The sequence below is a fragment of the Stenotrophomonas sp. C-A genome (assembly GCF_054030835.1).
In genome coordinates this window covers 3,592,108-3,605,589 of the sequence record NZ_CM132916.1, presented here as the reverse complement: position 1 = coordinate 3,605,589, position 13,482 = coordinate 3,592,108, and the positions used below count along the sequence as shown (strand labels likewise).

Annotated in this window: 8 protein-coding genes; 2 read left to right on the top strand and 6 right to left on the bottom strand. The window is 67.7% G+C overall.

Annotated elements, in window-relative coordinates:
- Nucleotides 1-77: 77 nt before the first annotated feature.
- The 5 genes from ACW5IY_RS16850 to ACW5IY_RS16830 all read right to left on the bottom strand — a co-directional run bounded on the left by ACW5IY_RS16850 (nucleotide 78) and on the right by ACW5IY_RS16830 (nucleotide 6,430).
- A complete protein-coding gene (locus tag ACW5IY_RS16850) occupies nucleotides 78-1,103 on the bottom strand; it encodes a copper resistance protein B (RefSeq protein WP_049486736.1) in 1,026 nt (341 codons plus the stop codon).
- Nucleotides 1,100-2,908 carry a copper resistance system multicopper oxidase gene (locus ACW5IY_RS16845; RefSeq protein ID WP_049435663.1) on the bottom strand — a complete coding sequence of 603 codons (1,809 nt, stop codon included), beginning with the start codon at nucleotides 2,906-2,908 and terminating at the stop codon, nucleotides 1,100-1,102. Before ACW5IY_RS16845 ends, ACW5IY_RS16850 begins: the two co-directional genes overlap by 4 nt.
- 75 nt (nucleotides 2,909-2,983) lie before the next feature.
- Complete coding sequence (locus ACW5IY_RS16840; protein ID WP_049435662.1) at nucleotides 2,984-3,364, bottom strand: CopL family metal-binding regulatory protein; 381 nt, start codon at nucleotides 3,362-3,364, stop codon at nucleotides 2,984-2,986.
- Between the two features lie 153 nt (nucleotides 3,365-3,517).
- On the bottom strand, nucleotides 3,518-5,323 hold the full coding sequence (gene recQ / locus ACW5IY_RS16835) for a DNA helicase RecQ (protein ID WP_049435661.1): 1,806 nt from the start codon (nucleotides 5,321-5,323) through the stop codon (nucleotides 3,518-3,520).
- A gap of 558 nt (nucleotides 5,324-5,881) precedes the next feature.
- Nucleotides 5,882-6,430, bottom strand: a complete 549-nt coding sequence (locus tag ACW5IY_RS16830) for a Dps family protein (protein ID WP_006439098.1) — start codon at nucleotides 6,428-6,430, stop codon at nucleotides 5,882-5,884.
- Between the two features lie 86 nt (nucleotides 6,431-6,516).
- Between ACW5IY_RS16830 and hrpA the strand changes: the two genes are divergently transcribed.
- Nucleotides 6,517-10,599, top strand: a complete 4,083-nt coding sequence (gene hrpA, locus ACW5IY_RS16825; protein ID WP_049435380.1) for an ATP-dependent RNA helicase HrpA — start codon at nucleotides 6,517-6,519, stop codon at nucleotides 10,597-10,599.
- Nucleotides 10,600-10,652: 53 nt separating this feature from the next.
- On the opposite strand, the gene ACW5IY_RS16820 is transcribed toward hrpA, so the two are convergent.
- The gene (locus ACW5IY_RS16820; RefSeq protein WP_010481716.1) at nucleotides 10,653-11,189 is read right to left on the bottom strand and encodes a hypothetical protein; all 537 of its coding nucleotides are present in this window, start codon (nucleotides 11,187-11,189) and stop codon (nucleotides 10,653-10,655) included.
- Between the two features lie 130 nt (nucleotides 11,190-11,319).
- Here ACW5IY_RS16820 and ACW5IY_RS16815 point away from each other — a divergent pair, with 130 nt between their 5' ends.
- Entirely contained in the window at nucleotides 11,320-13,476 is a 2,157-nt protein-coding gene (locus ACW5IY_RS16815; RefSeq protein ID WP_019336379.1) for a RelA/SpoT family protein, read from the top strand.
- Nucleotides 13,477-13,482: the final 6 nt, after the last annotated feature.

The window sequence follows — 13,482 nt, the reverse complement described above, 5'->3', positions numbered from 1 at the left end:
GTGCCTGCATTGGAACGTGGCGCAGTGTAGCCGGCCCCGGCGGCTGCCGGGGCTGGCCACTGCTCACGTAACGCTGCTCAGAACCACATGCGCACGCCAGCGACCCAACGCGTGTCGCGCGCGTGGTCACCGGCATAGTCAGAGGTGTCGCCGAAACTGCGTTCGTGGCTGATGCCGATGTACGGCGCGAAGCGGCGGCTGAACTCATAGCGCAGTCGCAGCCCGGCTTCGACATTGTTCAGGCCACGGCCGATGCCGTACTCCGGTTCATCCTTGGCTGCCACTGTGGCTTCCAGCAGCGGCTGCAGGATCAAACGGTTGGTCAGCAGCACGTCGTACTCGACTTCGGCCTTGGCCAGCACCTGGCCGCCGGAGCCCATGTACAGCGTGGCCGAGCTCTCGAACTTGTAGGGCGCCAGGCCCTGGATGCCGATGGCCGCCCACGTGCGGGAGTCGGCCGGTCGGAAGTCCTGGCGCACACCGACCAGCACGTCCCACCACGGCGACACGCTGCGGCCATACAGTGCTTCAAGCGACGATGATTCGGTGCGGCCACGGCTGCGTTCGCCATCGGTGCGCAGCCACAGGCGGTTGATGTTGCCGCCGATCCAGCCCGTGGCCTCCCAAGCCTGGCCGTTGCTGCTCTTGCCATCCCAATGCTCGAGGCGGTCGATCAGCAGCAGGCTGTTGATCTCCGGCGCATGCTCCATCGCACCGTGGGCGATGGGCGGGAATGCAGCGGCACGGTCGGCATCGGTAGGCACCGGGATCGGTTCGAGGGGTTCGGTCGGTGCGGGCGTGCCGTGACCCATCGCCGAATGGTCCATCTTCGAGTGGTCCATCGTGGAGTGGTCCATCGTGGAGTGGTCCATCGTGGAGTGGTCCATCGTGGAGTGGTCCATGCCGGCGTGATCCGCCGCACTCATGTCCATCTTCAAATGATCCATCTTCGAATGATCGACCGGTTCGGCCGGCGTCTTCGCGGCCTTCGCAGGCGCGTTCATCGCGCCCATGTCATGGCCCGCGTGCGACTGCGCGAACACCGGCAATGCGGCGGCCAGGCCCAGGGCCAGCAGGCTGGGGGAAAGCAGTGAGCGGCTCATTCTTCGATCCTCACTTCGCGCATCATGCCCGCTTCCATGTGGTACAGCAGATGGCAGTGGTAGGCCCAGCGGCCGAGCGCATCGGCGCGCACGCGATAGCTGCGGCGCGTGCCCGGCGGCATGTCGATGGTGTGCTTGCGCAGCTGGAATTCGCCCTGTGCGTTTTCCAGATCGCTCCACACGCCGTGCAGGTGGATCGGGTGCTGCATCATGGTGTCGTTGACCAGCACGATGCGCATGCGCTCCCCGTAGTTCAGCCGCAGCGGCTCGGCGCTGGCGAACGGGATGCCGTCGAACGACCAGGAGAATTTCTCCATGTGGCCGGTCAGGTGCAGCTCGATCTCGCGGCTCGGCTCGCGGCCATCAGGATCCTCGAACAGGCTGCGCATCGCGCCGTAGGTCAGCACCTGGCGGCCGTTGTCGCGCAGGCCGATGCCGGGGTCGTCCAGCTTCGGTTCGGTGGCCGAACTCTGCATGTCCACCAGCGGGTTGTTGCGTTCGCTGGCCGGATGCTTCGGTGCCTTGCTGGCGGTATCGCCGCCGTGGGCGCCGTGGCCCATGCTGGCGCCGCAGCCGCCTTCCATGCCCTTCATCGCGGCCATGTCGTGGCCACCGTGGCCACCACTGCCCATGTCGTGCCCCATGTCGCTCATCGTCAGCAACGGGCGTGGGTCGCGCGCGGGAATCGGTGCCTGCAGGCCATGGCGAACCGCCAGCGTGCCGGCGGCGTACCCGGTGCGGCCCATGTCCTGGCAGAAGATCGTGAAGGCGTCCTGGCCGGTGGGTTCGACCAGCACGTCGTAGGTTTCGGCGGGAGCAATGCGGAATTCGTCGATGCTGACCGGGTGGATGTACTGGCCGTCGGCGGCGACCACGGTCATCTTCAGGCCGGGGATGCGCACGTCGAAATAGGTCATCGACCCGCCATTGATGAAGCGCAGCAGCACCTTTTCGCCGCTGCGGAACAGCCCGGTCCAGTTGCCGGCCGGCGCGGTGCCGTTCATCAGGTAGGTGTAGGTGTGCGCGTTGATGTCGGAGATATCGGTCGGCGTCATCCGCATCCGGCCCCACATGCCGCGGTCGGACAGCGCGGCCGACCAGCCGTCGCGCTTCACGTCACGCAGGAAGTCGGGCAGCGTGCGCTTGTAGTAGTTGTCGTGCTCGGCAAGCTTCTTCATGCGCCGGAACAGCGCGCCCGGGTCCATGTCGGTCCAGTCGGACAGCATGATCACGTGCTCGCGGTCGTGGTGGTACGGCGCCGGTTCGGCCGGATCGATGATCAGCGCACCGTACAGGCCGGCCTGCTCCTGGAACATCGAGTGGCTGTGGTACCAGTAGGTGCCCGACTGCTTCAGCTGGAAGTGGTAGTGGTAGGTCTCGCCGGGGCCGATGCCGTTGAAGCTCAGGCCCGGCACGCCGTCCATGTTGGCCGGCAGCAGGATGCCGTGCCAGTGGATGGAGGTCGGGTGGCGTCCCAGCGTGTTGCGCACGAACAGGTCCACGGTCTGGCCTTCGCGCCAGCGCAGGATCGGCGCGGGCAGCGAGCCGTTGACGGTGATCGCCGGGCGGGTGCGGCCGGTGAAATTGGCCAGCGATTCGCCGATGGCCAATTCGATGCGGGTGTCGCTGAGCACGGCGGGGGCGCCGGCCAGGCGTGGGGCAGCCGTGGCGGCGGCGAGCGCGCGCTGCGGCACGCCGACAGCGGCGATGCCGGCAACCACGCCACCGGCGGCCAGGCCCTGCACGAACAGGCGGCGCGACGGCATGGGCACAGCGCCCGGACCGGGGGGAATGCGGGTATTCATGGTGGTGACTCCAGACACGTAAAGACGCCGGCAGGTGGCCGGCTACGGTGCGCAGGGCGCACGGTGTGTGTGGAATCAGCCGATGGGAGGGCGGGAGATCGGCGGCAGCGGCGGCGCCGGCCGGCCAGTGGCCGGCATCGGCTGCGGCGCCAGCGACAGTGCCGGGCCCGCCAGATACGGCAACGGCTGCACCACCAGCAGCGGGTGCTGGGCGCAACTGCGCACACAGTCCTTGATCTGGCAGTGGGCGTCGTGCGCGGGGGCCTTGGCCTGCGGGGCCTGGTCGGCCTGCATGGCGGCGTGGTGGTGGCAGTCGGCATCGCCGCCATCAAGGGCGGCTACCGCGTGGGCCATCCGGCCCATTTCCTCGTGACCACTGGCCATGGCCGCGTTCAGCCCGTTGAGCAACAGGCTGAGCATGAGCACGACACGGAGCAGGGTCGAGGCCAGGGACATGGCGTTAATCTAGCTGCAAGTGGGCGCGGATGCACTTCCGGCTGAATGGCCGGTTCAAGGTTGGACCAGCATCAATGTAGAGCCGAGCCTGCGCTCGGCTGCTGTTCGCGCAGAGGCAGCCGAGCGTGGGCTCGGCTCTACAGGGGCCCGCCGCTAGCCTTCTTCGCGAACGATTTCGACCAGGCGTGGGCCGTAGCGGCTCAGCTTGGTGCCGCCGATGCCGCCGACCCGCGCCAGTTCGTCGAGGCTGGTCGGGCGTTGCTCGGCGATGTTGCGCAGGGTGCTGTCGTGGAAGATCACGAAGGCCGGCACGTTCTGTTCGCGGGCCAGTTCGGCACGCAGGCCGCGCAGGGCGTTGAACAGGGCCAGATCCTGCGGCAGTACCGACAACCCGGTGCGCTGTGCGCTGCGCTCGCGTCCGCTGGTGCTGCTGGCCGGGTCGCGGCGCATGCTGATCTGGCGGCGGCCGGTCAGCACGTCGCGGCTGGCATCGGTCAGGCGCAGGCCGCCATGGCCCTCGCTGTCCACTTCCAGCAGGCTGGCGGCGACCAGCTGGCGGAACACGCTGCGCCAGGTGCGTGCATCCAGGTCGCGGCCGATCGCATAGGTGCTCAGCTTGTCGTGGCCCTGCTGCTTCACCTTCTCGTTCTCGCTGCCACGCAGGACGTCGATCAGGTGACCGACGCCGAAGCGCTGGCCGCTGCGGTAGACGCAGCTCAATGCCTTCTGCGCGGGAATGGTGGCATCCCACGAAGCGGGCGGGGTCAGGCAGTTGTCGCAGTTGCCGCAGGGCTGCGGATAGGTCTCGCCGAAACCGGCCAGCAGCACCTGGCGGCGGCACTGCATGGATTCGCAGTAGCCCAGCAGGTGATCGAGCTTGCCCCGCTCCAGCTGCTTGCGTTCTTCGCCGGCCTCGGACTGCTCGATCATCTGCTTGAGCAGCACCACGTCGCCCAGGCCGTAGCACAGCCAGGCTTCGGCGGCTTCGCCATCACGGCCGGCGCGCCCGGTTTCCTGGTAGTAGCCTTCCATCGACTTGGGCAGGTCGGTGTGCGCTACGAAGCGCACGTCCGGCTTGTCGATGCCCATGCCAAAGGCGATGGTTGCGCACATCACGATGCCGTCCTCGCGCAGGAAACGGCGCTGGTTGTTAGCGCGCACTTCCGGCGGCAGGCCGGCATGGTAGGGCAGGGCGTTGAAGCCTTGGCCGCAGAGGAATTCGGCAGTCTCCTCGACCTTGCGCCGTGACATGCAGTAGACGATGCCGGCCTCGCCACGGTGGCCGCGCAGGAAATCGGTCAGCTGCTTGCGGGCATTGTCCTTCTGCACCACGGTGTAGCGGATGTTGGGGCGGTCGAAGGAGCTGACGAAGTGGCGTGCTTCCTGAAGGTCCAGGCGCTCGGCGATCTCGCGCTGGGTCGGCGGGTCGGCGGTGGCGGTCAGCGCGATCCGGGGGATCTGCGGCCAGCGCTCGTGCAGCACGGTCAACTGGCGGTATTCGGGGCGGAAGTCATGGCCCCACTGCGACACGCAGTGTGCTTCGTCGATGGCGAACAGGGCGATGTGGCTGCGTGACAGCAGCGACAGGAAGCGGCCGGTCAGCAGCCGCTCGGGGGCGACATAGAGCATGTCCAGCTCGCCCGCGAGCAGTTCGCGCTCGACGCGGCTGGCGGTCTCGGCGTCAAGGGTCGAGTTCAGGTACTCGGCACGCACGCCGAGCTGGCGCAGGGCTTCGACCTGGTCCTGCATCAGCGCGATCAGCGGCGAGATGACGATGCCACATCCGTCACGCAGCAGGGCCGGCACCTGGTAGCAGAGCGACTTGCCACCGCCGGTGGGCATCAGCACCAGGGCATCGTGACCGGCAGCCACATGCTCCACGATGTCCTGCTGGGGACCACGGAAATAGTCGTAACCAAAGACGCGTTGGAGCAGGTCGTGCGCGGGACGGGAAGCCATCCGGTTAGTTTACCCCGGAGGGAGGGGTAGGGGTTCGGCAGGGCTGCGCCCTGCACCTGCTGCAAGCCAGTGCAACGTCAAAGGCAACAGCCGGCTCTGGGCTGTCTGCTTATTGGGCGGGGCGGTGTGGGCTTGCAGGACACGCCGTAAACCCGTCCATGGGGGCTCGATGGCGCCATCCATGGCGCCAACGGTCCTGCAAGCCCACACCGCCCCACCCCCGACAGTTTCCCGGTGACCGTTGGGCCATCCACGCCATGCGTGGATCAAAATCCATCGAAATCGAATATTTCGAGATCGAAACGAAAAGAGCCGAGCATGGCTCGGCTCTACAAGGGCAGGCAGATCGCGGAAATCTGTCGAAGGCGGGGTGGGTCCGGTTGCGGGGGCGTGAGCCGCATGGATGCGGCGACCGAGCCTACATGGACGTATTTACGGCGTCCCCCGCAACCGGACCCACCCCGCCAACCCACAGGAAACCAGCTTTTACTTCGGCCGTTGCCGTTGCAGTGGCCTCTGCGGGTGCAGGGCGCAGCCCTGCCGAACCACCCCCAACTCTTACTGGAGCAGCGAGCGCAGCATCCAGGCGTACTTCTCGTGCGTCTGCAGCCGCTGGGTCATCAGATCCTCGGTCGGGGCATCGTCACCCTTGGCTGCCACGTCCAGCACTTCACGTGCCGTACGGCAGACCGCTTCGTTGGCGACCACCAACTGGCGTACCATTTCACGCCAGTCCGCACTGTCGGTCAGGCCCGGTTCCTCGGCGATCGAGGTCAGCGCAGCGAATTCCCGGTAGGAGCCCGGGGCATTGAAGCCCAGCGCGCGGATGCGCTCGGCCACGTCGTCCAGTGCCGCCCACTGCTCGGTGTACTGCGTCTCGAACATGGTGTGCAGCGAGTTGAACATCGACCCGGTCACATTCCAGTGGAAGTTGTGCGTCTTCAGGTAGAGCGTGAACGCATCGGCCTGGAAGCGCGACAGACCGTCGGCGATCTTCTTGCGGTCGCCCTGGGTGATCCCGATATCGATGTTCGGCGCCGACGGTGCCGCCGCTGCAAGCTTCTGCTTGCCGGTCTTGGCCTTGGTCGTGCTCTTGGTCTTCGCCATGGGGTTCCTCCTTGTGGAATCGTTGGCCTTCACAATAAACCGGTCGTGATGACTGGTCGCTTTCAAAGTTTTGAACGAACCGATTGATGAACTCTATCGATAAAAATCCATCGCCCCGCCTGCGCCAACAGCGCGCCGCCATCGACGGCGCCATGAGCCGCGACCGGGGCCGTTTGCTGGGGATGCTCTCGCGGTGCCAGGCCAAGCCACAGGATGCGGCACTGGCCGCCACCTTCGAGCAGGCCTTGCAGGCGTCGGTGCAGCGCCGGCAGTTGCGGGCGCAGCAGCAGCCGTCCATTACTCTGGACCCGCAGCTGCCGATTGCGCGTGAAGCCGACGCCATCATCGGGCTGATCCGCGACCACCAGGTGGTGGTGATCGCCGGTGAAACCGGCTCGGGCAAGACCACCCAGCTGCCGAAACTGTGCCTGGCCGCAGGCCGTGGCCAGGCCGGCATGATCGGCTGCACCCAGCCGCGACGGATTGCCGCACGTGCGGTGGCCAGCCGCGTGGCGCAGGAACTGCAGAGCGAACTGGGCCAGCTGGTCGGCTACCAGGTGCGCTTCAACGACAAGGTCAGCGAAGACAGCCGCATCAAGTTCATGACCGACGGCATCCTGCTGGCGGAGATCGCCAGTGACCGCTGGCTGTCGAACTACGACACGATCATCGTCGACGAGGCGCACGAACGCAGCCTCAACATCGACTTCCTGCTGGGCTACCTGAAGCAGCTGCTGCGCAAGCGCCCGGACCTGAAGCTGATCGTGACCTCGGCCACCATCGACACCGAACGCTTCGCCCAGCATTTCGACAATGCGCCGGTGATCAGCGTCGAAGGCCGTACCTACCCGGTGGAAGTGCGCTACCGCGCGCTGGAAGGCGAAGGCGAAGACCAGGGCGAACGCACCGTCAACGACGCCATCGTGTCGGCCATCGACGAGATTACCCGCCTGGATGCGCGCGGCGACGTGCTGATCTTCCTGCCGGGCGAGCGCGAGATCCGCGATGCGCACCAGTCGCTGGAACGGCGCAAGTACCGCAATACCGAGGTGCTGCCGCTGTACGCGCGGCTGTCCAACCAGGACCAGGATCGGGTGTTCAACCCGGGGCCGAACCGGCGCATCGTGCTGGCCACCAACGTGGCGGAAACTTCGCTGACGGTGCCGCGCATCCGCTATGTGGTCGATCCGGGCTTCGCCCGCGTCAAGCGCTACAGCCCGCGCAACAAGCTGGACCGCCTGCACATCGAGCCGATCTCGCAGGCCAGCGCCAACCAGCGCAAGGGCCGCTGCGGTCGTATCGCCGAGGGCATCTGCTACCGCCTGTACGCCGAGGCCGATTTCCAGGCGCGGCCGGAGTTCACCGATCCGGAAATCCGCCGTTCCAGCCTGGCCGGGGTGATCCTGCGCATGCTGCAGTTGGGCCTGGGCCGCATCGAGGAATTCCCGTTCCTGGAAGCACCGGACGAGCGCGCGGTAGCCGATGGCTGGCAGCAACTGACCGAACTGGGCGCTATCGATGCCGAGCGGCGCATGACCACCATCGGCAAGCAGATGGCGCGCCTGCCGGTGGACGTGAAGCTGGCGCGCATGCTGGTCGCCGCGCAGGCCGCCGGCTGCCTGCGCCCGATGCTGGTGATCGCCTCGTTCCTGGGCATCCAGGACCCGCGCGAACGCCCGCCCGAAGCCCGCGGTGCAGCCGACAGCGCGCATGCGCAGTTCGCCGATGGACGTTCCGAGTTCGTCGGTGTGCTGCGCCTCTGGGATGCCTATCGGCAGGCCCATGAAGATCTGACCCAGTCCAAGCTGCGCGACTGGTGCGGCCGTCATTTCCTCGGCTTCCTGCGCATGCGCGAGTGGCGCGAGCTGCACCGCCAGCTGCGCCTGCTGTGCGAGGAACTGGGCTGGAAGGAAGAGGCCAACGAGGCGTCGATGGCGCCGTTGCTGGCCGGCAGCAGCGCGCCGGCGCCAGCGCGTGACGATGCCGCCGCAGTGAAGGCCACCCGTGGCCAGCTGCACCGCGCCGCGCGCCTGGCCCGCGAAGGCAAGACCGAGGCCGCACCGGCGCCGGTGGCCGTGCGCGCGCAGAAGGAGCAGGCGCCGGTTGGCGGCGGTTTCAGCGAACGCGTGCGCGCCGCCGCCTACCAGACCCTGCACCGCGCGCTGGTGGCGGGCCTGCCGACGCAGATCGGCCACCGTACCGAGAAGGGTGATTTCCAGGCACCACGCCAGCGCCGCTTCCTGCCGTTCCCGGGTTCGGCGCTGTCCAAGCGGCCGCCGCCGTGGCTGCTGGTGGCCAACCTGCTGGATACGCAGAAGGTGTGGGGCATGACCCTGGCCGCGATCGAGCCGGACTGGGTGATCGCCGAACTGCCGCACCTGCTGCTGCGCAAGCACTTCGATCCGCACTGGTCGCGCGCGCAGGGACAGGTGCTGGCGTCCGAGCAGATCAGCCTGTTCGGCCTGGTGCTGGCGCCGAAGAAGCCGGTGCACTACGGCCGCATCGCACCGGGCGAGGCACATGACATCTTCGTGCGCCAGGCATTGGTGACCGGCGAGATCAACACCCGCGCCAGCTTCGTGGCCGACAACCAGAAAGTGCTGGAGACCGCTCGCGAGGAAGAAGCCAAGCTGCGCCGCGCCGGCATCGTCGCCGACGAGGACTGGCAGGCGCGCTGGTACCTGGACCGGGTGCCGCCGCAGATCCATTCGGCCGCGGGCCTGGATTCCTGGTGGAAGGGGCTGGCGCCGGAACAGCGCAAGACCCTGCACTGGTCGCTGGCCGACCTGCTGCCCGGCGAAGGCAGCGAGCAGGAGCGCTACCCGAAGTACCTGGCGCTGGGCCAGGCGCGGTTGCCGTTGCACTACCGCTTCGAGCCGGGTGCAGACGATGACGGCGTGACCCTGGATGTGCCGCTGCACCTGCTCAACGCGTTGGACCCGGTGCAGCTGGGCTGGTTGGCGCCGGGCTTCGTCGCCGACAAGGCCTCGGCATTGATCCGCAGCCTGCCCAAGGCGATGCGTCGCAACTACGTGCCGGCACCGGATTTCGGCCGCGCGTTCTACGAGGCGTTCCCGCAGCCCAGCGCCGATGCCATCACCGGCGAACTGGCGCGCTTCCTGTCACGCGCAACCGGCGCCACGGTGACCGCGCTCGATTTCGAGCCCGGTTCGATCGAACCGCACCTGCACATGAACCTGCGGCTGCGCGACGAGCAGGGCAAGGTGCTGGCGACCTCGCGCGATCTGGATGCACTGCGCGCCAAGTTCGGCGGTCGTGCCGGCGATGCGTTCGCTGCACGCGCCGGCCGCGAGATGGCGGCCGATGGCCTGCGTACGTTCCCGGCCACGCCGATTCCGCTGCAGGTGCCCGGTGAAGCGGGCGTGCCGGCCTATCCGGCATTGCTGGACGAGGGCGACAGCGTGGCGCTGCGCATCTTCGCCGACCGCCAGCAGGCGCTGGAGGCCCATCCGCTCGGCGTGCGCCGCCTGCTGGAAATCGCCTTGGCCGAGAAGGTGAAGCAGGCGCGCAAGCAGCTGCCGGTCGGTGCCAAGACCGGCCTGCTGTATGCCGCGATCGAATCGCAGGAGCGCCTGCGCGGCGACCTGGTCGATGCAGCGATGAACGCAGTGCTGGCCGAGGGCCTGGAAGACATCCGCGATGCGGCGACCTTCGAGCAGCGACGCGAGCATGCGGCCAAGGCCCTGTTCGGTGAGGCGATGTCGCGGCTGAAACTGGCCGAAACCATCCTGGCCCTGGTGGCGGAACTGAAGCCGATGCTGGAAGCGCCGTTGATGGGCTGGGCGCGCGGCAACCTGGACGACATGGAAGCGCAGCTGGCCGGCCTGATCCATCCCGGCTTCCTGCGCGACACGCCGGCTGACGCGCTGGCGCAGTACCCGCGCTATCTGAAAGCGATGATCCTGCGAACCGAGCGTGCCAAGCGTGATCCGCCACGTGACCAGGCGCGCATGCTGGAACTGCACCCGTTCCTGGAAGCGCTGGAAGTGGGAGAGCGGCAGGGACTGCGCGAGCGCCCGCAATGGCAGGCGCTGCGCTGGGATCTGGAAGAGCTGCGGGTGTCACTGTTCGCGCAGGAGCTGGGGGCACGCACCGGCATCTCGGCGAAGAAGCTGGCACAGCGGGTGACCGCATTGCGCCAGGCGTGACGTCGTTGCTGTGGAGCCGAGCCCACGCTCGGCTCCACAGCCAGGTCACGGCGTTACTTGGTACGGCGGACCTTCGGCTGGGTGTTCACGCCGTCGACCTTCAGGTACCACACGCCCATCACGCCGGGCTTGATGCTGACGGCGGGGGACTGCTTGCGCACACCGGCCAGGGTGCTTGCATCGGTCTGTTCCCATTCCTGGCCGTTGTCCAGCACGTAGACGCGGCCTTTGCCGAAGCCGCGGAATTCGCCCTGCAGCACACCGACAATCGGCTCGCTGCTGCCGAAATCGAAGAAGCCGCGATTCTTCACGATCACTTCCTGACGGCCTTCCTCGCGCGCCGATTCCCGTACGGCGGCAACCGCCTGGGTGGTGGCCGCTTCGACCTTGCCCTGCAGCCAGCGGTTCAGCGTGGCCAGTTCCTGCGCGCTGAGCTTGTCCAGGCCAGCAGCCTTGAACTCGGCCGGTGACATCTGCTGCTGCAGGTCCCCCTCCACCACGCGCTGGGCCAGCGCAGGCGCCGACAGGGACAGCAACAGTGCGGCACAGGCCAGCAGCCGTAGGCGGAAACGCGGGGCGATCGAGGACATGTCGGGACTCTCCTGGGTTTGCCCGCGAGTGTAGCGGCATGTCTTCATGCCGGGTGATGGTGGCCGCGGTGATTGTCCCTGAACGGCGCCGGCGCTAGTGTAGAGGCCTCTGTCTTGCCTGCTCGATGCTGTGAACCGCGCTTCCGTCCCCGGCCTGGATGCCTTGTTGAACCGTCCCTCGGCAGCCGTGCTGCCTGCTCCGCTGCGCCAGGCCCTGCGCGGGCACTGGGAAGCGCCGGAATGCGACCACCAGATGCGCGCCAGCTGGTCGGTGCTGGGTGACACCCTCGACGCACTGGCGATGCTCTCCGCCGACGAAGGCGCGGTGGTCGCGGCCCTGCTGTTCGACCTGCCGGGCCTGCGCGCCAGCCTGGAGCAACTGCCGCTGGGCAACCACAAGGCCGCGGTGATCGGCCTGCTGGATGGCCAGGACGCCGCCGACCCGGTGTGGGCGCTGCATGCCGGCCGCGAGGCCGGGCGCAACAGCGAAGGCCTGCGCCGCCTGCTGCTGGCGATCATCCGCGACCTGCGCGTGGTGCCCATCCTGCTGGCCCGGCAGCTGGCGCGGATGCGCGCGGCCGACAAGCTGGATGACGAGCAACGTCGCGCCCTGGCACAGCTGACACGCGACATCCACGCGCCATTGGCCAACCGCCTGGGCATCTGGCAGCTGAAGTGGGAGCTGGAGGACCTGGCGTTCCGCCACCTGGAACCGGAGACCTACCGGCGTATTGCGCGGGAGGTGGACGAAACCCGCATCGCCCGCGAGCGTTACGTCGAGAACGTCAAGAAGGTGCTGTCGCGCGAGTTGGTCGCGCAGGGCATCAAGGCCGAGGTCAGCGGCCGCCCAAAGCACATCTACAGCATCTGGCGGAAGATGCAGAAGAAGCGGTTGGCGTTCGACCAGCTGTACGACATCCGCGCGGTGCGCGTCATGGTCGATGACGTCGCCGCCTGCTACGCCGCGCTGGGCGTGGTGCATGCACTGTGGGCACCGGTGCCGAGCGAGTTCGACGATTACATCGCCCGGCCCAAGGCGAACGACTACCGCTCGCTGCACACCGCCGTGGTCGGCCCGGAAGGCCGCACCATCGAAGTGCAGATCCGTACCCACGAAATGCATTCGCAGGCCGAGCTGGGCGTGGCCGCGCACTGGAAGTACAAGGAAGGTGGCAAGGGCGCGGAGAAGTCCTTCGACCGCAAGATCACCTGGATGCGCCAGCTGCTGGAGCAGGCGCAGGACGGGCAGGGCAATGAGCTGGCCGGGGCGCTCGACGCCGAGCTGACCGAAGACCGGGTCTATGCACTGAGCCCGAAGGATGAGGTGCTGGATCTGCCGCAGGGCGCCACGCCGCTCGATTTCGCCTACCAGGTGCACACCATGGTGGGCCACCGCTGCAGGGGCGCCAAGGTCAACGGTCGCATCGTGCCGCTGACCTATCGCCTGCGCAGCGGCGACCGCGTCGAGATCCTGACCGGCAAGGAGGCCGACCCCCGCCGCGACTGGCTGATGCCGGCCAACGGCTTCCTGGCCAGCAACCGCTCGCGCGAAAAGGTACGCAGCTGGTTCCACAAGCTGGACCGCGCGCGCAACGTGCAGGCCGGGCGCGAACTGCTTGAGCGCGAGTTGAAGCGTCTGGGCCTGCAGCACTCGGATCTGGCGGTGGCGGCGAAGAAGTTCCATGCCGACAGCGTTGACGACCTCTACATCCAGGTGGCGCTGGGCGATACCGGCCCGAACCAGGTCAGCCGTACCCTGCTGGAAGCCGAACGTGCAGCGAGCCAGCCGGCGCCCGCGCCGACCCTGCCGCGGCCGACCGCGCGCCGCGAGAACCTGGGCAAGTCCAAGTTCACCGTGCAGGGCGTAGGCAACCTGCTGGTGCAGCTGGCACGCTGCTGCCAGCCGGTGGCTGGCGAGCCGATCGTCGGCTACCTGACCCGTAGCCGTGGTGTCACCGTGCATCGTGCAGACTGTGCCGCGCTGGCCCGGCTGGCAGCCACCAGCCCGCAGCGCATCCTGCCGGTGGAGTGGGGCCAGGCCGGCGGCGGCTACGAAGTGGACGTGGTGGTCACTGCGGTCGACCGCCGCTGGCTGCTGAAGGACATCACCAACCTGATCGCCCAGGAAGACGCCTACGTGCTCGACATCCACAGTGACAACGTGCGCAACAGTGGCCGTGCCCATCTGCGCCTGCGCCTGAAAGTCAGTGACTACGGCCAGCTGTCGACCCTGCTGGGCAAGCTGGACGCGCTGCCCGGCGTGAGCGAGGCGCGTCGCCTCGGCTGAGCTTCA

Excerpts from the sequence above, each read along its gene's own strand:
- ACW5IY_RS16850 (WP_049486736.1), bottom strand. The coding sequence starts at position 1,103 with ATGAGCCGCTCACTGCTTTCCCCCAGCCTGCTGGCCCTGGGCCTGGCC.
- ACW5IY_RS16845 (WP_049435663.1), bottom strand. The coding sequence starts at position 2,908 with ATGAATACCCGCATTCCCCCCGGTCCGGGCGCTGTGCCCATGCCGTCG.
- ACW5IY_RS16840 (WP_049435662.1), bottom strand. The coding sequence starts at position 3,364 with ATGTCCCTGGCCTCGACCCTGCTCCGTGTCGTGCTCATGCTCAGCCTG.
- recQ (WP_049435661.1), bottom strand. The coding sequence starts at position 5,323 with ATGGCTTCCCGTCCCGCGCACGACCTGCTCCAACGCGTCTTTGGTTAC.
- ACW5IY_RS16830 (WP_006439098.1), bottom strand. The coding sequence starts at position 6,430 with ATGGCGAAGACCAAGAGCACGACCAAGGCCAAGACCGGCAAGCAGAAG.
- hrpA (WP_049435380.1), top strand. The coding sequence starts at position 6,517 with ATGAACTCTATCGATAAAAATCCATCGCCCCGCCTGCGCCAACAGCGC.
- ACW5IY_RS16820 (WP_010481716.1), bottom strand. The coding sequence starts at position 11,189 with ATGTCCTCGATCGCCCCGCGTTTCCGCCTACGGCTGCTGGCCTGTGCC.